Source organism: Pseudomonas sp. ADAK7 (assembly GCF_012935675.1).
In the GTDB taxonomy this organism is placed as follows: Bacteria; Pseudomonadota; Gammaproteobacteria; order Pseudomonadales; family Pseudomonadaceae; genus Aquipseudomonas.
Genome location: NZ_CP052861.1, coordinates 2465388 through 2485905, shown reverse-complemented (window position 1 = coordinate 2485905; position 20518 = coordinate 2465388). Strand labels below are relative to the sequence as shown.

General features: G+C 57.5%; 20 protein-coding genes and 4 tRNA genes. 17 read left to right on the top strand and 7 right to left on the bottom strand.

The window, feature by feature from the left end; genetic code table 11:
- The first annotated feature begins 84 nt into the window (after positions 1-84).
- Together HKK53_RS11600 and HKK53_RS11595 are read left to right on the top strand one after the other, a co-directional pair.
- Complete coding sequence (locus tag HKK53_RS11600; RefSeq protein ID WP_169370933.1) at positions 85-1236, top strand: TDT family transporter; 1152 nt, start codon at positions 85-87, stop codon at positions 1234-1236.
- A 98-nt stretch (positions 1237-1334) separates the two neighbouring features.
- Positions 1335-3209 carry an MFS transporter gene (locus HKK53_RS11595; protein ID WP_169370932.1) on the top strand — a complete coding sequence of 625 codons (1875 nt, stop codon included), beginning with the start codon at positions 1335-1337 and terminating at the stop codon, positions 3207-3209.
- A 57-nt stretch (positions 3210-3266) separates the two neighbouring features.
- Here HKK53_RS11595 and sugE read toward each other — a convergent pair whose 3' ends face one another.
- The 3 genes from sugE to rdgC all read right to left on the bottom strand — a co-directional run bounded on the left by sugE (position 3267) and on the right by rdgC (position 5758).
- Positions 3267-3581, bottom strand: a complete 315-nt coding sequence (gene sugE, locus HKK53_RS11590; RefSeq protein WP_123599434.1) for a quaternary ammonium compound efflux SMR transporter SugE — start codon at positions 3579-3581, stop codon at positions 3267-3269.
- Positions 3582-3700: 119 nt separating this feature from the next.
- On the bottom strand, positions 3701-4666 hold the full coding sequence (locus HKK53_RS11585) for a bile acid:sodium symporter family protein (RefSeq protein WP_169370931.1): 966 nt from the start codon (positions 4664-4666) through the stop codon (positions 3701-3703).
- Positions 4667-4837: 171 nt separating this feature from the next.
- Complete coding sequence (gene rdgC, locus HKK53_RS11580) at positions 4838-5758, bottom strand: recombination-associated protein RdgC (RefSeq protein ID WP_169370930.1); 921 nt, start codon at positions 5756-5758, stop codon at positions 4838-4840.
- 159 nt (positions 5759-5917) lie between these two features.
- Between rdgC and HKK53_RS11575 the strand changes: the two genes are divergently transcribed.
- From HKK53_RS11575 to HKK53_RS11555, 5 genes are all read left to right on the top strand, one after another.
- Positions 5918-5993, top strand: a tRNA-Val gene (locus tag HKK53_RS11575).
- Between the two features lie 19 nt (positions 5994-6012).
- Positions 6013-6089, top strand: a tRNA-Asp gene (locus HKK53_RS11570).
- Positions 6090-6277: 188 nt separating this feature from the next.
- Positions 6278-6353: transfer RNA gene (locus HKK53_RS11565), tRNA-Val, on the top strand.
- Between the two features lie 18 nt (positions 6354-6371).
- Positions 6372-6448, top strand: a tRNA-Asp gene (locus tag HKK53_RS11560).
- A 188-nt stretch (positions 6449-6636) separates the two neighbouring features.
- The gene (locus HKK53_RS11555) at positions 6637-7920 is read left to right on the top strand and encodes a DUF4329 domain-containing protein (RefSeq protein WP_169370929.1); all 1284 of its coding nucleotides are present in this window, start codon (positions 6637-6639) and stop codon (positions 7918-7920) included.
- 4 nt (positions 7921-7924) lie between these two features.
- Here the strand turns inward: HKK53_RS11555 and HKK53_RS11550 are convergent, their stop codons facing one another.
- The gene (locus HKK53_RS11550; RefSeq protein ID WP_169370928.1) at positions 7925-9061 is read right to left on the bottom strand and encodes a catalase family protein; all 1137 of its coding nucleotides are present in this window, start codon (positions 9059-9061) and stop codon (positions 7925-7927) included.
- 28 nt (positions 9062-9089) lie between these two features.
- Positions 9090-10898, bottom strand: a complete 1809-nt coding sequence (locus tag HKK53_RS11545; protein ID WP_169370927.1) for a di-heme-cytochrome C peroxidase — start codon at positions 10896-10898, stop codon at positions 9090-9092.
- Positions 10899-11169: 271 nt separating this feature from the next.
- Between HKK53_RS11545 and HKK53_RS11540 the strand changes: the two genes are divergently transcribed.
- From HKK53_RS11540 to HKK53_RS11500, 9 genes are all read left to right on the top strand, one after another.
- A complete protein-coding gene (locus tag HKK53_RS11540; protein ID WP_169370926.1) occupies positions 11170-11883 on the top strand; it encodes an FKBP-type peptidyl-prolyl cis-trans isomerase in 714 nt (237 codons plus the stop codon).
- A gap of 295 nt (positions 11884-12178) precedes the next feature.
- The gene (locus HKK53_RS11535; RefSeq protein WP_169370925.1) at positions 12179-12634 is read left to right on the top strand and encodes a YkvA family protein; all 456 of its coding nucleotides are present in this window, start codon (positions 12179-12181) and stop codon (positions 12632-12634) included.
- Positions 12635-12746: 112 nt separating this feature from the next.
- Positions 12747-13088, top strand: a complete 342-nt coding sequence (locus tag HKK53_RS11530) for a helix-turn-helix domain-containing protein (RefSeq protein ID WP_149656921.1) — start codon at positions 12747-12749, stop codon at positions 13086-13088.
- Positions 13085-13456 (top strand): hypothetical protein, encoded by a 372-nt coding sequence (locus tag HKK53_RS11525; protein ID WP_003223109.1) that lies wholly within the window; start codon positions 13085-13087, stop codon positions 13454-13456. Before HKK53_RS11530 ends, HKK53_RS11525 begins: the two co-directional genes overlap by 4 nt.
- Positions 13457-13864: a sel1 repeat family protein gene (locus HKK53_RS11520; protein WP_169370924.1), complete on the top strand. Its 408-nt coding sequence runs from the start codon at positions 13457-13459 to the stop codon at positions 13862-13864.
- Positions 13865-14004: 140 nt separating this feature from the next.
- The gene (locus tag HKK53_RS11515) at positions 14005-15549 is read left to right on the top strand and encodes a class I SAM-dependent methyltransferase (protein ID WP_169370923.1); all 1545 of its coding nucleotides are present in this window, start codon (positions 14005-14007) and stop codon (positions 15547-15549) included.
- Between the two features lie 207 nt (positions 15550-15756).
- The gene (locus HKK53_RS11510) at positions 15757-16788 is read left to right on the top strand and encodes an alpha/beta hydrolase family protein (protein WP_169370922.1); all 1032 of its coding nucleotides are present in this window, start codon (positions 15757-15759) and stop codon (positions 16786-16788) included.
- A gap of 585 nt (positions 16789-17373) precedes the next feature.
- Entirely contained in the window at positions 17374-17574 is a 201-nt protein-coding gene (locus HKK53_RS32870) for a hypothetical protein (protein WP_169374229.1), read from the top strand.
- A gap of 204 nt (positions 17575-17778) precedes the next feature.
- Positions 17779-18195 (top strand): hypothetical protein, encoded by a 417-nt coding sequence (locus HKK53_RS11500; protein WP_169370921.1) that lies wholly within the window; start codon positions 17779-17781, stop codon positions 18193-18195.
- Positions 18196-18387: 192 nt separating this feature from the next.
- On the opposite strand, the gene HKK53_RS11495 is transcribed toward HKK53_RS11500, so the two are convergent.
- Positions 18388-18690, bottom strand: coding sequence for a hypothetical protein (locus HKK53_RS11495; protein WP_169370920.1), 303 nt, complete (start codon positions 18688-18690; stop codon positions 18388-18390).
- Positions 18691-19200: 510 nt separating this feature from the next.
- Between HKK53_RS11495 and HKK53_RS11490 the strand changes: the two genes are divergently transcribed.
- A complete protein-coding gene (locus HKK53_RS11490; RefSeq protein WP_169370919.1) occupies positions 19201-19524 on the top strand; it encodes a hypothetical protein in 324 nt (107 codons plus the stop codon).
- 319 nt (positions 19525-19843) lie between these two features.
- Here the strand turns inward: HKK53_RS11490 and HKK53_RS11485 are convergent, their stop codons facing one another.
- Positions 19844-20509, bottom strand: a complete 666-nt coding sequence (locus HKK53_RS11485) for a TIGR02466 family protein (RefSeq protein ID WP_169370918.1) — start codon at positions 20507-20509, stop codon at positions 19844-19846.
- Between the last annotated feature and the right edge of the window lie 9 nt (positions 20510-20518).

The window sequence follows — 20518 nt, the reverse complement described above, 5'->3', positions numbered from 1 at the left end:
AACAGTTAGAGATATTACCCGTTATATAGATATTCGATTCGGTTCTACCATGGGCTCTACCTCATCAGAGGACAGGAGTTCGCCATGATCTGCCCCAATGCTGCCAAGCCCGGTTACAAACCTTTAAGTCTTCTTCCTCGCCCTTTGGAAGCGATTCGCCAGTTCACCCCGAACTGGTTCGCCGCCACCATGGGCACTGGCGTGCTGGCGCTGGCGCTGGCGCAATTGCCGGTGGCCATTCCCGGACTGCACGCAGTCGCCGAGGGTTTGTGGCTGTTCAATATCGTTCTGTTTGTGCTGTTCACCGGGCTGTACGCCGCGCGTTGGGTGCTGTTCTTCGATGAGGCGCGGCGGATTTTCGGGCACTCCACGGTCTCGATGTTTTTCGGCACGATTCCCATGGGCCTGGCGACCATCATTAACGGCTTTCTGGTGTTCGGTTTGCCGCGCTGGGGCGATGGGGTGATTCAAGTCGCCGAAGTGCTTTGGTGGCTGGATGTGGCGATGTCCCTGGCCTGTGGCGTGCTGATTCCGTACATGATGTTTACCCGCCAGGAACACAGCATCGACCAGATGACCGCCGTCTGGCTGTTGCCCGTCGTGGCCGCGGAAGTGGCCGCCGCCAGCGGTGGTCTGTTGGCGCCGCACTTGGCCGAGGCCCATTCGCAACTGGTAGTGCTGGTGACCAGCTACGTGCTTTGGGCCTTTTCCCTGCCGGTAGCGTTCAGCATTCTGACCATTCTGTTGCTGCGCATGGCCCTGCATAAGTTGCCCCACGAAAACATGGCCGCTTCCAGTTGGCTGGCCCTCGGGCCGATTGGCACCGGCGCGCTGGGCATGTTGCTGCTGGGCGCCGATGCTCCGGCGATCTTCGCTGCCAACGGTTTGCCCGGTATCGGCGAAATCGCCGCCGGGCTGGGGCTGGTGGCCGGGATCACGCTGTGGGGCTTTGGGCTGTGGTGGATGCTGATCGCGGTGCTGATCACCGTGCGTTACCTGCGCGCCGGCATTCCGTTCAACCTCGGCTGGTGGGGTTTTACGTTCCCGCTGGGCGTCTATTCTCTGGCCACGCTGAAATTGGCGAGCACCTTGAACCTGACTTTCTTCAGCATGTTTGGCTGCGTGTTGGTGGCGTTGCTGGCGGTGATGTGGCTGATTGTCGGCAAGCGAACCGTACAGGGCGCCTGGCGTGGTGAGCTATTTGTCTCGCCGTGTATCGCAGGATTAAAGAAATAACCTGCAAAGATTAGGTAATGTGTGGCCTGGATCGGCGTTCGACATTCCAATAGCAGTCTCCACGCCACTCTCTACCCAACATCAGGGAAACACGGAAGATGAGTCACCCCTCACAGTTCACCTTGCTTCGCACCCGGCGTTTCCTGCCGTTTTTCGTGACCCAGTCGCTTGGGGCGTTCAACGACAACATCTTCAAGCAGTCGCTGATCCTCGCCATTCTGTACAAATTGACCATCGACGGTGACCGCTCGATCTGGGTCAACCTGTGCGCGCTGCTGTTCATCCTGCCGTTTTTCCTGTTCTCGGCCCTGGCCGGGCAATTCGGGGAAAAATTCGCCAAGGACGCGCTGATCCGTCTGATCAAGCTGGGGGAAATCGCCATCATGGCGGTGGGCGCGGTCGGCTTCCTGTTCGATCACCTGTCGCTGATGCTGGTGGCGCTGTTCGCCATGGGCACCCACTCGGCGCTGTTCGGGCCGGTGAAGTATTCGATCCTGCCCCAGGCCTTGCGTGAAGAAGAATTGGTGGGTGGCAACGGCCTGGTGGAAATGGGCACGTTCCTGGCGATTCTGGCCGGGACCATTGGCGCCGGGATCATGATGTCGTCCGGGCATTACGCGGCCCTGGTTTCCACGGCGATTGTCGGTATCGCGGTCCTCGGTTACCTGGCCAGCCGCAGCATTCCGCGTGCGGCGGCGGCATCGCCTGAGATGCGCTTGAACTGGAACATTTTTACCCAGTCCTGGGCCACCTTGAAGCTGGGCCTGGGGCAGACGCCGGCGGTGTCGCGTTCGATTGTCGGCAACTCGTGGTTCTGGTTTGTCGGGGCGATTTACCTGACGCAGATCCCGGCCTACGCCAAGGAATGGATGCACGGCGACGAAACCGTGGTGACGCTGATCCTCACTGTGTTCTCGGTCGGTATTGCCCTCGGTTCGATGCTTTGCGAGAAGCTGTCCGGGCGTAAAGTCGAAATCGGCCTGGTACCGTTCGGTTCGTTTGGCCTGACGGTGTTTGGCTTGCTGCTGTGGTGGCATTCCGGCGGCATTCCGGACAGCGTGACCGGCCATGGCTGGATCGAAGTCCTTGGCTTTGGCCACACCTGGCTGGTGCTGATCGACATCCTCGGGCTCGGCGTTTTCGGTGGTTTTTACATCGTGCCGCTGTATGCACTGATTCAGTCGCGCACCGCCGAGAACGAGCGGGCACGGGTGATTGCCGCCAACAATATCCTCAACGCGCTGTTCATGGTGGTGTCGGCGATTGTTTCGATCGTGCTGCTGAGCATGGTGAAACTGTCGATACCGCAGCTGTTCCTGGTGGTGTCGCTGCTGAACATCGGCGTCAACGCCTACATCTTCAGCATCGTTCCCGAGTTCAGCATGCGTTTCATGATCTGGCTGCTCAGCCATTCCATGTACCGCGTGGAGCATCGCAACCTCGACCTGATTCCCGATGAAGGCGCGGCGTTGCTGGTGTGCAACCACGTGTCGTTCGTCGATGCGTTGCTGATTGGCGGCGCGGTGCGTCGGCCGATTCGCTTTGTCATGTACTACAAAATCTACAACCTGCCGGTGCTGAACTTTATCTTCCGCACCGCCGGGACAATTCCTATCGCCGGACGCCAGGAAGACATTCAGATCTACGAAAAGGCCTTCAAGCGGATTGCCCAGTATCTGAAGGACGGTGAGCTGGTGTGCATCTTCCCCGAAGGCAAGTTGACCGCTGACGGTGAGATCAATGAGTTCCGGGGCGGGCTGACGCGGATTCTCGAAGAGACACCGGTGCCGGTGATTCCGCTGGCGCTGCAAGGGTTGTGGGGGAGTTTCTTCAGTCGCGATCCGGCCAAGGGCTTGTTCCGCCGGTTGTGGTCGCGGGTGACGTTGGTGGCGGGGCCGGCGGTGGCGGTTGAGGTGGCGGAGCCAGCGAAATTGCAGGTATTGGTGGGAGAGTTGCGCGGGGCAGTCAGATAGTCGGTGATTTTGAGGGTGCCATCGCGGGCAAGCCTTGCTCGCGATGGCGTCAGTGACCTAGGCGCTAATCTTGAGCCCAACCAACCCGGCAATAATCAACGCCACACTGGCCAGTCGAAACAACGCCATGGATTCACCAAACAGAATGATCCCGGCAATCACCGTGCCCACCGCTCCTACGCCGGTCCAGATCGCATAGGCCGTGCCCAGCGGCAATTCCTTCATGGCAAGGCCGAGCAAGCCGAGGCTGATGGCCATGGCGGCTACGGTGAGTGCAGTGGGGAGCGGGCGGCTGAAGCCGTCGGTGTATTTCAGGCCAACGGCCCAGCCGACTTCGAACAGGCCGGCGAAAAACAGAATGATCCAGGACATGAGAGACCTCCATCGATTGACGGGGTCGTCCCCAGATTAATGACTCGATCGAGCCGCGAGGTCGTCCTCGCGTTGCGCCATAGAGTGCCCATCATTAATCCGGGGATCAAGTTTGCCGCTTATTCAGTCGCCTGGCGCGCCGCTATTTCCCGATCTTCTTTTTCGCTCATGCGGCGGAAATACGTCGAAAGCAGCGCCCCGGAAATGTTGTGCCACACACTGAACAACGCGCTCGGCACCGCTGCCAGTGGCGAGAAGTGCGCACTGGCCAGCGCGGCGCCCAAACCGGAGTTCTGCATGCCGACTTCCAGTGCCAGGGACTTGCGCTGAGGCAGCGGCAGCTTGAACAGGCGCCCGGTGAAGTAACCCAGCAAGTAGCCGAAGCTGTTGTGCAGCATCACCACCGCCATGATCAACAGGCCGGACTCGGCGATCTTCGCCTGACTGGCCGCGACCACGGCGGCAACGATGATCACGATGCTGACCACCGACACCAGCGGCAACACTTCTACCGCGTGGCGCACCTTATTGCCCAGCAGCCGTTGCGCCACCACGCCGAGCACGATCGGCAGCAGCACCACCTGCAGGATTGACCAGAACAACTCCATGAACGACACCGGCAACCACGCCGAGGCCAGCAGCCAGATCAGCGCCGGAGTCAGCAGCGGAGCGAGGAGGGTGGTGACGGCGGCGATGGCCACCGACAGCGCCAGATCGCCGCGAGCCAGCCAGGTCATCACATTGGACGAAGTGCCGCTCGGGCAGCAGCCAACCAGGATCACGCCGACGGCGATTTCCGGCGGCAGGTGAAACACCTGGCAGAGCAACCACGCCATTCCCGGCATGATCACGAAATGCGCGACCACGCCCAACGCCACGCGCCATGGATGGCGAGCGACTTCAGCGAAGTCTTCGAGTTTGAGGGTCAGGCCCATGCCGAACATCACCAGCCCCAGCAGCGGCACGATCGCGCCTTTGAGGCCAACGAACCATGTCGGTTCGAGGAACGCCAGGACGGCGAAAATCAGTACCCAGTAAGCGAAGGTGTTGCCGACAAAGCGGCTTAAAGCGGCGAGGGCACGCATGGCCTGTTCCTTATTGTATGAAAGCGTTAGGGAGCTAAGCATACGTGGCCTGTAAAAAGATCGCAGCCTTCGGCAGCGCCTACTTTGGAATACGTTTCCTGTAGACGCTGCCGAAGGCTGCGATCTTTTTTACAGGCACCCACCCATCAAGGCAGGCGCCCTTCAAGGCTGTCAGATGCCCTGCGGAGTCTCTTCGCCACCCAACGCTTCAACCAGCGCCGGCAGGAAGTCGCCGAAGGTCAGCATCATCAGGGTGAAGCTGGCGTCCAGTTGGCCCAGGGCTTCGTCACCGCCGTCCTGTTCCGCCTGGTCTTGCAGCAAGTCTTCGAACTTCAGGCGTTTGACGGTCATTTTGTCGTCGAGCATGAACGACAATTTGTCCTGCCAGGCCAGGGACAACTGAGTCACCACTTTGCCGGTGCTCAGGTGCAGCTGGATTTCTTCGCTGGTCAGGTCCTGACGCTTGCAACGTACGATGCCGCCGTCTTCGTGGGTGTCGCGCAGTTCGCACTCGTCCAGCACAAAGAAGTCGTCCGCGGCTTTCTGGGTTTTGACCCAGTCAGTCATGGTGGCGGTCGGGGCCATTTTCACGGTCAGCGGACGTACCGGCAGCGAACCGATCACTTCACGCAGGGTCGACAGCAGGTCTTCGGCACGTTTCGGGCTGGCCGAGTTGACCAGGATCAGGCCTTGTTTCGGCGCGATGGCGGCGAAGGTCGACGAGCGACGGATAAAGGCGCGCGGCAGGAACGCCAGGATGATTTCATCCTTGATCTGGTCGCGTTCCTTCTTATAGACCTTGCGCATTTGCGTGGCTTCGATCTCTTCGACCTTTTCCTTGACCGCGTCGCGCACGACGCTGCCCGGCAGAATGCGTTCTTCTTTACGGGCGGCGATCAGCAGGAAGTCGCCGCTGACGTGCGCCAGTGGAGCATCTTCGCCTTTGCCAAATGGCGCGACGAAACCGTAGGTGGTCAACTCCTGGCTTGCACATGGACGGGCCAGTTTGGTCGCCAGTGCAGTTTCCAACGCCTCGGCATCAAAAGGCAGATCTTGGGTCAGGCGATAGATAAGCAGGTTTTTGAACCACATGGGGCGAGTCTCTCCTTTATACAAAGGGGGGCATTATTCTCTTCGCGGCGCCATAGGCCAACCCTTCTCTAAGCCTTTGGAAGGCCTGAATAAATTAATTAAAAAAGTGCTTGCCAGAGGTGGGGGTGCTCCGTAGAATGCGCGCCACACCGAAACGAAGGGTGATTAGCTCAGCTGGGAGAGCGTCTGCCTTACAAGCAGAATGTCGGCGGTTCGATCCCGTCATCACCCACCATTCGTTCTTAGTGTTACGCGCAGCGGTAGTTCAGTCGGTTAGAATACCGGCCTGTCACGCCGGGGGTCGCGGGTTCGAGTCCCGTCCGCTGCGCCATATTCGGTAATCTGGAATGCTGAACGCCAGGTCACCACGGAAAAGCCCGCTCACGCGGGTTTTTTTCTGTCTGTTGTTCCTGCGGGATGTGTCGTTTCACCGGTTTTCGGATTTATTTGAAAAAATATTCAATTAAATCAACACTTTACGAAAACATGTGGCATAATGCGCCCCGTAACGAAGGTACTGGGTGATTAGCTCAGCTGGGAGAGCGTCTGCCTTACAAGCAGAATGTCGGCGGTTCGATCCCGTCATCACCCACCATTACTTTCAATGCTACGCGCAGCGGTAGTTCAGTCGGTTAGAATACCGGCCTGTCACGCCGGGGGTCGCGGGTTCGAGTCCCGTCCGCTGCGCCATATTCGGTAACCTGGAACGCTGAACGCCAGGTCACCACACAGAAAGCCCGCATAACGCGGGCTTTTTGCTGTCCGGGATTTGAGTTTCCAGCAACCTCTCTTCGGGCCACGGCCTATATCTATGTAGTGCCAACCGGTCGTCGATCTCTCGAACAATAGGTTTCCATCTATTCGAGAGCGCCTATCCCATGGACACCGAATTACCTTTTTTACCTGAAGTGCCCTCCCTGAGTCGTGCCTATATCAGCGCCGATGACGCAGCCGTCTTTGTTCATGAGCAGTTGAGCAATCGCCGGGATCGCGAATACGGCGGCTTCATCCTGAAAAATGCCGTCGGTCATTTCTTTGCCACGCACCCGGAACGCGGCGAATCCTATGCATTCGACCCGGCGCAAGTGCTGGCGCTGGATGAGAAGGGTGACTTCGTCCCTCCCAAGGGGTATTCCATCGCGGGGATGTACCACTCGCATTGGGTGACGTCGGGGATGCGAAATGAATCGCCAAGGGAGCACGGGCTTCGCGACAGTTTCTTTTCCGTAAGCGACCTCGCGTCCGCCATCACCTATCGTCACAACTATCCACGTTTTTATCTCTCCGGTAATGGAGGGGCACTGGTGATGTACATTTCCAGCGATTCCGATGCCGAGAGAGCGTTGCACCCGATTCTTCAGCGGGATGCACGTGGGTGGCCCGGAATACTTGAGCAGGCGCATATTCGCGGCAGTCTGTTGACCAGTCAGTTGATCGCCCTGGTCGCCGCGAGTGGTGATCTGCGTGTCGTCATGCCCGGGGATGTCTGGAAAACCAGAGGGCGCGTGGCGGTGGGCTGGGAGGTGCAGGTTACGAGTGAGCCCGCAGTGTCCGAGCAGCCGGTGTGCGGCCCTGTCTGCGACAGCGCGCGGGAGGCGGCCCTGTATGCCCATGCCCGAATCATGGGAATGGGCGACGCGGTGTTTGCAGGGTTTATCCTCAAGCATCGTCAGGCTGATCAGTATGTCGCCACCGAACCGTTTGCCTGCGATTACGCGGCCTTCAATCGAGAGTCGATCTTCCCCAGGGATTACACCCTGAAGCCCGCGCTGCCTGAGGGTTTCAGGGTTTTTGCCGTGTATCACTCGATGACGCCCAAACCAGCGCCGCCCAGCGAAAGTGAAATGTATGAACAGTTTTTCTCGCCGCGAGATATGCGGGTCGGTCTGGATCGATTGTTGGTCGCCCCCGGGCTTTGTTTGTTCCTGTCGACACCGGGCGGTGCATTGCTGAGTTTTCACAGCACGCAGACTGACAAGTTAAGAACGCTGATCGCCCGGCTGACCTCGCCGACAACGGGCCATAGTGAAATCGAACAGGCGCTGGCCGACGGGCAGCTGTTGCCCGAGGCGTTTATCGATCTGCTCGCAGCGGCGGGCGAGTTGAAAGTTCAACTCCCCGGCGAAGGCTGGCCGACAGCCGGGCGGGTTCTTCCGGACTAGGGTTTTATTGCTCGGCGTTACGACTATGCCGGTAGTCGCTGACCGCTTCGTACACGGCTTTACGCAGGCGATTGATGCCACCAATCGGGCGGTGCGCTTCCAGACCGAACCATGGGTTGAACGACTGATTGTCGCATTGCAGATTCAGCGCCGGGGTATCGAAATCCTGCGCAGGCACGTTGATCCGCGCCACGGTTTCGAATGGCGCATCACGTTCACGCCACTCAATGCTGGTGTCTTCGATCGGCATGTATTTGTTCGCATCCTGGCGCTGGATCTGCAATACGAAACACGCCGGCATCCGGTCGGTGGACAGCTGCTGATTCAGCGCGCTGCGCAGGAAATTCGGCAAATCCTGATTTTGCTTGGGCAGGACGTAGGCCTGGCAGCTTCCCGGGTCGGGCATGACGCGGAACTTGGCATTGTCGCCACCGAACTTGTAGGGCGAAACCGAAAAGTAGGTAGTCCGGGTCGGGCTTTCTGGAGCAGGGGAGAGCGTCGCCAGGGCGATAAACAGATGGCGAACCTGCCACGTGCGCGGGTCCCAGCCTGGAAAGAACGCCATCGCCGTTTTGCCGTCAGCCTGGGCAGCCACATTCTGACGGTACTCGGCGACATCGCTGACAAAGAAATTCGGATGACTGAACATCACGAAGTCCTGTTCGTGGCGAGCCGCCTGATCCGCCAGCAATTGTTGACCGGGTACATCGAGCAACTTGATGGCCATGCCCCTCGCATCGCGGAAGCTGTCAAATTGCGGGTAAGCGTTGCCATTGGAAAAGCGAACGGTCGCTTGCCAGGTTTTGCCGGGCTCGCTGAACACCCCTTGACGCAATTCCGCTGCCAGCTCTGGCAACACCTGAACTTGAGCCTTCACGCAACCATGGGCCTTGGCGTGGGCATCGCGCAGGTAACGAGTGCTTTCGCGGTGTTGATCGACGATGCGCACGGCGGTCTGGATGATGTCCTGGGTCATCGCCGACTCACCGTCCGGGATCTGTTCATCGGCGGAGACCGCGCCGCTGTGCTGCCAGGCAAACCATGCGGTGGCCAGCGCCCACCCGAGCAGTCCGAGGCCGAGCAACCAAAGCAGGGTCTTGGCAAGGAAGGCGCCGAGGCGCAGCCAGAGCGTGTTCAGCATAAGTAAGTCCTTTTAATAACGGTCTGGGTCATGGCAGTTGCGCTTCCAGCGGACCGCCCAAGACTTTCAGGTATTCCAGCAGCGCCCAGCGTTCCTGCGGTTGCAGCAAGCGGCCGATGACGCCGTTGCCGCGCTCACCGGCGCGGAATTCGTGGCCGCTGTTGTGATTGCCGGTGATGCGCGTGTCGAACACGAAGCCATTGGCGAAGGCTTCGGTGCGATAGCCCAGGTGTTTGGGGTCGTATTCAAAAGTGCCTTTGTAGAAGGTGGTGGCGCGTTCGTCCTGGGGCGAGAGCAATTGATAAATGCTCGGCACCGAACCGTTGTGCAGGAATGGCGCCGTCGCCCACACGCCCGCCAGTGGCCGGGCCTTGTAGGCGCGCAGTTCCTGGACACCAATGGGCAGGCCGAAGCCATCCAGGTCCGGTCGTTCGGCCGGGGTGACCTTGGCTTCGCGATAAGCGCGGTTCCCAACGAATGCCGTGACGTAGGCCAATCCCTTGGCCACCGAGAGTTTGCTCAGGTCCAGCGGTTCGGTCGGTTTGGGATGCAGTTGAACGTCGAGTTGCCCGAGTTCCGCCGGATCCCACTGCAACGCCGTCAGGTCGAAGCGATGGTCGGCAATGTTGTTGGCTGCGGTGGGGTCGGTGCCAATTGCGGCGACTGGCAGCAATTTGAGTTGTTGCACTGCGCGCCCGTTGACTGGCGTCACTCGGGGAACATGGCAACTGGCGCAGTTCTCGGCAAACAGCGCGCGCCCCTGGACGGCCAGGGGTTTGTCGACGCTGCCCAGCAGCGCTTCCGGCCAGGCGGGCGGCTTGAGCCGTTGCAGGGTTTCTTCGATCAGGTTCAGGTCGCGAACACGGACGCTGGACGGGTAGCGTGCCTCGCCTTTGAGCGGCTGGCCGCTGGCGTCGAAGAAATTCAGCGTCGCGCCGACACCCAGCGCCTCGCCGATATTGCGCGCCATCGGTTGCTGCGCCGAGCCGTTCCACTGCACCCAGTCGAAGGTCCAGATGTCCCATAGCTGCGGGTAGTCCACCGGGGCGTTGGCCACGCGATAGTTATCCGGCGAAATTGCATCGCCGAAGCTGGCATTGGCGATGCGTCCGAACGCGTCGGTACGGCCGGGGCCTTCTTCGGTGGGGTAGAGCCCGCGATGGGTATCGTTCCAGGCGACTTTCAAGAACGTATCGAGTGAGCTTTTGAAGTCTTCGCGTAGGACTTGATGCCGAGCGTCGTAGTCCGCGCCCAATACATTGCGTGCGAAGCGTTCGAATTTCCACGGGTTGTAGTAGGTCGAGGCAAGGCTGGCCACCAATGCCTGGCCAAAACTGCCGCCGCGCAGGGTCGGCACACTGGAGGGCAACACATGCTGCGCCGAGCCGCCATCAATCCGCACGGCCTGGCCGTTGAAGCGCAGTTCGCCGGTGTGGCAGGCGGCGCAGGTGATATCAAGGAACTGATCCTGGCTGCCCGGGTTCTGGTGCCGGGCGAAACCCACCGGCAGGTTGCCGGGGTTGTTCGGCGTGGCTTTCTGGGCAGGATCAATCAGGAAACCAAAGCGCGCCAGGTATTCCGGGGCGGCGAAGCGCCGTTGCGAGAACGGCAGCTCCAGCGCCTCGAACCAGTCGTAACGCAAGCCTTTGACCTGGGTGCCCTGGGGCGTGAAGTAGTAAGTCTGACGGTCGGCGGCGCTCCACTGCTCCAGGTAATGCACCTGTTGCGCGGGGGAGTAGGCCGGCAGTTTGGGGTTGGCCACGTAGTACAGAACCACGGCGAGGCCAAGCCCCAGCAATACGGCGATCAGAACCAGTAAGCGGAGTAAGAGGCGCAAGATAAACGTCCTTGTCGATTTATGGCTCTCTTATGCCTCAGCTCCTTAAGGGAAGGCAAGTGGCCATTACGCCAAGTGTTGTAGGAACAGGCATCCGTGTCCGTGGGAGCAAGATGACAGAAACTTCATCCAGCCCATTCCCGAAATGCTTTAAAAGACCTGAACTTATCAGAAGTTTCCTGCTCTCATGCCGGTAGCCATTGGTCGTGGCCGCCTGATAAGCTCGCGGCTTTATTCGATTGCCCTTTAGGCGCATGAACAAGGAAATAGCATGAAACAGCATCGGTTGGCGGCGGCGGTGGCCCTGGTAAGCCTGGTACTTGCGGGTTGTGATTCGCAGACCAGCGTAGAGCTGAAAACCCCGGCGCAAAAAGCTTCCTACGGGATTGGCCTGAACATGGGCAAGAGCCTGGCTCAGGAAGGCATGGATGATCTGGATTCCAAGGCCGTAGCTCAAGGCATCGAAGATGCCGTCGGCAAGAAAGAACAAAAGCTGAAGGACGACGAACTGGTCGAGGCCTTCGCAGCACTGCAAAAGCGTGCAGAAGAACGCATGGCGAAAATGAGCGAAGAGTCGGCATCCGCCGGCAAGAAATTCCTCGAAGACAACGCCAAGAAAGCCGGTGTAGTGACCACTGCATCCGGTCTGCAATATGAAGTGGTTAAAAAAGCGGATGGTCCTCAGCCTAAGCCGACCGACGTAGTGACTGTTCACTACACCGGCAAGCTGACCAACGGCACCACCTTTGACAGCTCGGTTGATCGCGGTAGCCCGATTGACCTGCCGGTCAGCGGCGTGATTCCAGGTTGGGTCGAAGGCCTGCAACTGATGCACGTCGGCGAGAAGTACAAGCTGTACATTCCTAGCGACCTGGCTTACGGCGCGCAAAGCCCAAGCCCGGCAATCCCGGCCAACTCGGTGCTGGTATTCGACCTGGAGCTGCTGGCGATCAAAGATCCAGCGAAACAAGACGCCGCCAAGTAACGTCGTCTGCTGCAAAAACAACGCCTCGCATTATGCGGGGCGTTGTTGTATCCGGGGTTTGGCCAGGTACGAAGAAAGCGAACGGATGCTGTAGGCTGGAGTCATAGCCATTGAGGACGCCCGTGCTAGCCACACCGGGGCGCCAAGTCAATGAAATCTTGGGTTTTTTTATGTGAGTAAAAAACGCCCGATCTGAGTTGAGCCCTTATGAAACGGGGCTTTCAGCCGTGAAATGCAGCTCTGTTCACAAGGTTATCCACAATTTGTGTGGATAACATTTCAGCGGGAGGAAAAGATGAAAGCACCCTGGAATTTCGCTCGATTCCTGCCACTGGCCGGGCGCCTGCTGGCTAAAGGCCGATTGCCGACCCTGCTGTTCGCCGTGGCCAGCAAAGGCGCCAGCGAAGGTGGGCGCCTGGGTAAACTCAAGGATGACCTGCGGCTGCTGCAGGCCTTGTGCCTGGCCTACTGGCGTGGCGAGTACCGGGCCATCAGCCGCAAATCGATCCTCACCGTCGTGGCCGGCCTGATGTATTTCCTCAGCCCACTGGACGCCATCCCGGATTTCATCCCGGTATTCGGCATGCTAGACGACATTGCCGTGCTGGCCTGGGTCATGAAAACCCTCGACGACGAACTCAATGCCTTCCGCGCCTGGCGCAATCGGCAGTTGCCGGAGAAGTTGGCCGTGGTCGAACGCCTGCCCGACACCCCGGAGCAGCTTCAGCTTCAAGGCCCGAAAGATGATTGAGTGATGGCAGTTTCATCTTAGATTGATGCCCCCGCGACCTTGGCCGCTGTTAGGATTACACTTCAAGGGAAAAGTGCCGACTCGCTAAGTGTCGTTGTCCTACGGGGAAGTCATGGATATTCAGATAATCACACGCGAAGGCGAGCCCGAATATGCCGTTGTGCCATGGGCTCAGTATCAGGCTCTACTGAAAGCAGCAGGCATCGAGCAACAACCGCCACGGGCCGCCCCAGAGCGTCCGGCGGCCGCAGCAGACCAGATTCTTCCGGGTCTGGATCAACTCCGCAGTTTGCGCGAAGGGAAGGGCATCGCCATTGAGGCGCTGGCCCGCACGGTAGGCATCAGCCCGTCTTATCTGGCCTTGATCGAAAGTGGCGAGCGTCAACCCGACGCAGCGATTCGCCGCAGCCTGGCCTGGGAATTGACGGTGCCAGGATGGAGGGATGAATCGTGAGCGTACGCATCAGTCGTCAACATTGGGACGGGTTGTTGGGTGAACTGGACCAGGCGCGCCGCCAGCGCCATCTTCTGACTTACCGAGCGCTGCTGGAGCGTTTGCAATTGCCCACCCCGGCCATGCAAACCCTGACCGCGGCCCTTGAACACCTCGCCGCCCTGGACGCCAAGGCCGAGCAGCCACTGCGCAGCTCACTGGTGATCAGCCAGGGCGCTAGCCGCCTGCCGCGCACCGGTTTCTTCGAATGCGTCGAACGCTTGGGCCGTTTCTCCGGTCCCTCCGACGGCGTCGCTGCCGCTTCGTGGCATGCCTCGGAAGTGGTGCGAGTGTTCGAATACGAGTACCCAGAATCCGCGGAGGCCTGAGTGTTTTTACGACTCAAGGCGCGGGCCTCCTACTGGTTGGCCCGCAGGCTGTTTCACTGGTCATGGTTCGTGAAACAGCCACGTGGCTGGAAATGGCTCGAAGGCCAATTCGCCCGCATGGCCAACCTCGGCGACGTCGGCGCGCAAAGCTTCTATGGCCACATCCTGACCTTTCGCGGCGTTGGCCTTGGTGCGCGTGAAGAAGGCGTGCGCTTGTTGCGCCTGGCGGCGTTGGCGGGAGATGGCAAAGCGGCGTATCAGGTGGGCGTGATCAGTTTGGCGGGGACGCCGAGTAAAGCGCCGGACCCGGTGGAAGCGGCGCGGTTTTGGCGGATTGCGTTGAAGGCTGGGCATCCGTTGGCGGAGATCAAGTTGAAAGGGTTGCCGAGCGACAGTGCTTCGCAGTGATCCGATGATCGTTCAATAAGTAGACGTGGCGCCTGACGAGCGTCCGCGAAAAAACACTCGTACGCGTCTTTCCCCTTGTGGCACCCAATGCCTACCCCTTATAAAAGCCACTTTCACTTTCGAAGTAAAAGGATATGAGCATGAGCGATGCCTGGAACGAAGGATATTTCACCGACGAAGGCTACACCTACAGCTATAGCCGGGAAATCAATCCAGTCTTCCTGCGCTATTGCTTGTTGTTGCGCGGCTTTGCCAGTCTGGAGACAACCGACGGCTATCACTGCGAATTGGGCTTTGGCCAGGGCGTCTCGATCAACATCCATGCCGCAGCCAATCCTGGCTCCTGGATGGGCACTGACTTCCATCCGGGCCAGGCAGCCCATGCCAATGCGCTGGCAACCTCCTGGAACAGCGATGCAAAGCTGTATGACGACAGCTTCGAGCAACTGCTGGCCCGAGATGATTTGCCGCAATTCGACAGCATCAGCCTGCACGGCATCTGGACCTGGGTCAGCCGCGACAACCAAAAATTGATCGTCGAATTCGCCCGACGTCACCTCAAGCCAGGTGGTTTGCTGTACATCAGTTACAACTGCTTCCCCGGCTGGTCGCCTTCGGCACCCTTGCGTCATCTGTTCAGCCTGCACGACCGTTTTGGTACAAACCGTTCCGAAAGCCCGGACCAACGCATCGACGCTGCATTGCAATTTTCCGAAGCGCTGCTCGCGGCCAACCCCAACTACGCCAGTGCGGCACCGAACCTGAACACCAAGCTGCAGAGCATCAAAGGCCAGGATCGGCAGTACGTCGCCCATGAATACTTCAACCGCGACTGGAACTGCATGTACTTCACCGACGTGGTCGATGCCCTGGCGCCAGCCAAACTCGACTTCGCCACCACGGCCGTGCCACTGGATACGGTAGACCCGCTCAACTTGAGCGCTGAAGGCATGGACTTCCTGGAAGGCATCGATCACCCGATCGTGCGCGAACAAGCGCGTGACTACTTCGTCAATCAGAATTTCCGCCGGGATCTGTACCTGCGCGGTGCTAATCGACTGTCCGCCTCTGAACACCGCCAAGGGATGCTCAATACACGTTTTGTCCTGCTGCAACCGGCAGAAAGCGTCTCTGACACCGTCAAAGGCCCGGCCGGCGAAGCGTCACTGCAGGCCGAGATCTACGGCCCGGTACTCGAAGCGCTGGCAGCCAACGCCTATGCCCCTAAAACGTTGCGTCAGTTGTCAGCGGCCATACCCTCGATGCCTTATGACGACCTGCTCCAGGCCGTCACCGTATTGGTCGGGATGAGCGCAGCGGCACCGTGCCAGAGTGAAGCGGCCGAGAAGCTGGTACAGGCACGCTGCAACACCCTCAACCTGCAACTATGCAAACGCTCGCTGCTCAGCAACAAAATCCAGGTCCTGGCCAGCCCGGTCACGGGCGGCGGCGTGCCGATCAGCCGGTTCCAACAGTTGTTCCTGATATCGATCAAACAAGGCAAAAAACACCCGGCGGAATGGGCGCAACTGGCCTGGAGCATCATCAGCGAACAAGGCGAAGGTCTGGTCAAGGACGGCAAGGCGCTGACCACCGCAGAAGAAAACATCGCGGAACTGACCGAGCAGGCGCAAGCCTTTGCCGAGCAATCGCTGGTGATTCTCAAGGCGTTGAGCATCGTTTAACCCACTGAAGTAGTTGATCGTTCCCACGCTCTGCGTGGGAATGCAGCCCGTGACGCTCCGCGTTACATCGGTGCCCGGCTCGACACCAGCGGTGCGGTTGGAACGCAGAGCGTCCCAGGAGGCATTCCCACGCAGAGCATGGGAACGATCATCTGAAACAGATTTCAGGTACAGATGGATCAATCTACTCAAGGAAGATAAAAAACAATGAAAAAAGCTCTCGGCATCCTGGTTCTAACCTGCCTCACCACCAGCGTATTCGCTGACGATAACCCCATCGGCTTCCAGTCCTCGACACTGCCAGACCCGCAAAACGAGCGCCGGCTGGAGATGGTTGTCTGGTACCCCAGCACAACCACCGCCACACCTCAGTTGTTCGGCGACAACCCAGTGTTCATCGGCGCCCTTGCCGTGCCCAACGCACCGCCGGCCACTGGCGAGCACCCATTAGTGGTGCTCTCCCACGGTTACAACGGCAGCTGGATCAACCAGACATGGCTGGCCAGCGCACTGGCCCACAAGGGCTACATCGTCGCGGCGGTCAACCACCCCGGCACCACCAGTCAGGACCGCAGCCCTCCAGCCGCCGCACAACTATGGCAACGACCCGCCGACCTGAGCCGGGCCATAGACGCGGTCACGGCTCAACCGGAAAAATTTGGCGTAGTCGCCAAGCATCGAATTGCAGCCGTGGGCCATTCACTCGGCGGCTGGACCGTACTGGAAATCGCCGGCGCTCGTTTCGCCCCGGATCGCTTTACCAAGGACTGCAACACCCAACCGAAGTTGGCCAGTTGCACCGTCTACCAACAGATGAACCCCGCAAGCACCCCGGTCTCGAAGGCCCAACTGGCTGGCGATCTGAGCGACAAACGCGTCAGCGCCATTGTTTCATTGGACCTGGGCCTGTCACGGGGGATGACCGATGAAAGCCTTGTGAAGTTGCCGGTGCCAACGCTGGTGATCGCAGCGGGCGTGCCGTCTGAGGACCTTCCGGCTGAGTTGGAGTCTGCTGATTTAGCTAAACGTTTGCCCAAAGCATCGACGCGCTATGTCGAGATTAGCGACGCCAGCCACTTCAGCTTTATGGCGGTGTGCAAACCTGAGGCGGTGGCGATGCTTGAAGAAGAGGTGCCGGGTGACGGGATTATTTGTGGGGATGGCGAGGGTGGGAGGGCGCGTGAGGTGATTCAGCAGCAGGTTACTTCGGTGATTGATGAGTTTCTGAAGCGGTCATAAATCAAGACGTGATGGAGTCCAGTCACACACTGTGAATCAATCCAACACGTCAGACCCAGGCAGCTAACAGGCGTTAGGCCAAGTTTTCCAAACGCAGCTTCCGTCTCGTTACAGGCAAACGGTATGCAACCATTTTTTTATCTTGGGGGGTAATTTGGCTAGGTTAATTCTGCAATTGACGTACGACTGTAATCCCACTTCACCGCAACGATTTTGGCTAACTAGAACTCACCTCAAGGTGCTTTTGGAGATGCTGTCCAGAGATAAGCCCAGCAGGCGAAAGATTGATAATTACTACTTTGATTTCAATGGCTATTCGCTAGGGTTTAATACGACTAAAGCGAACGCTGGTAAATATGGTTTCGAGGAAGCACCTTCTGAAATAAAGAAAATAGTGGAAGGGCTTTTGCTGACGTAATTTGCGTAGCGTTATCTGAGTTTTGGTTGGTAGCGTTTGTTGAAGGAACCCTATCTATTTCAGGAGCAAAATCTGTCCCCTTGGCTCTCGGCCAAGGGCAGGGCATAGCGCTGGACGATATTGATTTTCCGCGCGACAAACCACTTAAGATTAAACAAGGAATTTTTATGAGTCGTATTTTTGGACTGATTTTGTGTGCTCTGGTGCTACCAATGAGCGGCTGCGTGCAAGGGACTTACACCAAGTCCGTTCAGGTCACCAAGGATGAGACGGGTCGCGTTGTGCAGACCATCGAAACTGAGAGTGTTACTCAAGTCGGGCAGGGTAACGCTATGCGGTTAGAAAAAATTAAGGGCGTTCAAAATTAAGTAGTCGGGAAACCGTTTACCTCTCTCTGTAGGCTTGTCTTCTGTGTAGCTGGGTGGCAAACCCATCAATGCGTGCGGAGGTATTTAAACCGTATCCAAGCAAAAATCGGGAACGGATTTATGTTAGATAAAATAAATCCGTCCCATTTTTGAATAATTTTTGAATAGATTTTCCGAAAAAACCCGTTATCTGGAGAGTCAGTAATGCGTATTTTACATCCGATACTTTACATGGTGCTGGGTCTGGTTTGTCTGTCATCTGCAGCAGCGGCCGAATTTGAATACAAACGAGTTTACCAAGCAGATGCGGGAAAGATAGACAAATACATCGTCAGATATTTGCGATCCTTTGATTCTCCCTGCGTCAGAGTTCAATCGCTTCTGCCTGGGGGGAAGGGAACAATACTGAAAGAAAAAGAACTGTGCTCTATTGACGGGAAAAGCTTTCTCGACGGGTTCACCCAAGTCGATCTGAAAAAAGGAGAATTCAAAGAAGGAAAGTTGATACTCACGTTTGAGATAATGCCTCTCGATCCCGCACCTGAGTTTATTAAAAGATGCATTGTTCCATTCAGGGACGGCACGCCGCAGGATCTTGTCTGTGAAACGATAGCTCCCTGATCCCAGCGATATCTGATGTCGTCACCAATTACTAAACAATTCTTGCTTGGGGTTTAAAAATCAGTGAACTGACGAGATGTTTGGCTTTAGGGGGCAGTTTGATATGTATTTGGCGAGTTGGGCGTGTCAGCAAGTAAAAATAAATCCGGTCTTGTTTTTTTTGGAAAGCTCGCAAGTCCCGAAGCGCCTAATTTAATAGATTTTTTTTCGACGTACTTCGCGTACAGACCGTTGATCTGATTTGTACAAGCCTTTGGTATTCCCATCGAGCGAGGAGCATCGGACGGCAAAGCCAAGGTTCAGGACCTTATGGATCATTGTCGCTTCATCAACTTCCTCGCTTGCCTCCAATGTGTTTCCGCCAGCCCCTCCACGTGAAATGCGATAGGCGACCATTCCGGTACTCCTGCGCTTCATTCGCACCGGAAACAACTCAGTGCCGTTGTTAAGAACAAAGCTAAAAGCGAGTGAAAAACGATCCTGATCCGCAGCCATAGATGGCGATCCTTGGAGATGGGTAAAGCAAACTGTAGTTGATCTACGTGCTCCCAGAGGGTGAAGTCATCACCAACGTCCGTATATGGATTGATAGTGGCCACTTGGTGAGTGGGGAATCGAGCCAGGCTTCATCGAAAGCTCGTGCCACGTTCGCCTTTTGATTGAGCGAAATTTCTGGGCAAGGTCTTCGGAAATTTCCTTCGAGTTGTGGCGGTTTTGGTGAACTGGTGCGCGGCGCGTTCAATCGGTAGGCTTTGGTGGTCGCTGCGTATTCAGCGACAGGGCGTAGGAACCCTTCAAGACTTTTAAGGTGACATTGGCGTCGATGCTTGATTGCGGCCGTTGAATTGCGTCCGTAAGATTCGCTGCGGCGGCTGTGTGCGGGCACGCTTCGGTGTGGTCGAGTTTTGCCTTAAAAGTCTCGATATTCCTACCCCGCGCATAGCTGCCACCCTAACCTGTAGGAAGGTGGATGGCAGTTTCCATCACACTTTTAAGGTTTGAAAAATGCCAACACTTCATCCCGATCCACCCTACGAAAAACCAATTCCTCACCCCGAAAGCCGCTTCATGGCGCTCACCAGCAATTGCGACGACATGCCGACCTTGTTCGTCGATACCCGCGCGCCACTTGATGTTTTATATGACGCCGCCCATTACCGAATCCGCGCAGTAACCCAAGTGCTGGAGAACATGTCCATGCGGGGTTCGATCGATTGTGAATCCTTCATCCTTAGCGACTTTGCCTTGTTGTGCGCCATTCCGTTGCGAGATGGCTGTGATGTGCTGGATGTGCTTGGCCGGCGGTTGCGGGCGATGCCATCGGAATAACGCCTAGCGCTGTTCTGTGGCGAGGGGGTTTACCCCCGTTCGACTGCGAAGCAGTCGCTAAACCATGCACCGCGGTGCACCAGAAAAATCTGGATTGCAGGTTTTGGGGCCGCTGCGCAGCCCAACGGGGGCAAGCCCCCTCGCCACAAGATCAGGATCAAGATCAAGATCAAAAGATCGCAGCCTTCGGCGGCTCCTACGGGATGGATACCATTCTTCTGTAGGAGCTGCCGAAGGCTGCGATCTTTTTAATTGGTCAATAGCGGGTATTTAGATGTGTCGACGAAGTTAGCGGTGGTTCAAGTAAATTGATATCTCGTTAAGCACCAAAGTTAAAAGCAATCGAGATTCGCGGTCTCGCCCCTTCAAAACGTCTTACTGAATGCATTAGCCACGATGGAAACATGATGAAAGTTCCACTTCTGGCGGCACAAGTACAACTAAACCCGGCAGTAAGGCAATCTTCGACTCTCATTCGCAGAGCAGGGTTGTATGTCGATGCAACCATGCCGCGCGGGTCCATAAACTCCAGATCACCTCCGACAGCTGGATCATCCTCCCTGCCGCCGGCGTCGACCCAGTAAACCCCTGACCAAAACGCTCCAGGGTGCCCATGCAGTGAATTGCTGTGGCCCGCCTCATTCACGTTTGCCCAAGCGTTGAGTTTCCATTCGAAACTGGGCTCGGTTAATCCGTATTGCTCGCTATGAACCGCGGTCAGTTGCTTGGCGAACGCAGTGGCAAACCTCACTAAAGCCTCGCAGGCTTCTCCTCCCCATTCAGGGAAGTCGTGCGTAGATTGCCAGCCACCATCATTGCTACGTTGCGCGCCGTTGCGATCTTGCGCCATACGATTGATGACGATGGTTTTCAGTTCAGCATTAAGTCTTTCGGCGTCGGGGTACTGGATACTTGCCAGGGGAGTGGCGAACAGTCGTCGAATGTTTATAAGTTCAGGATCTACTAGATTGTTGCTCGACTGCATTAAGTTTTA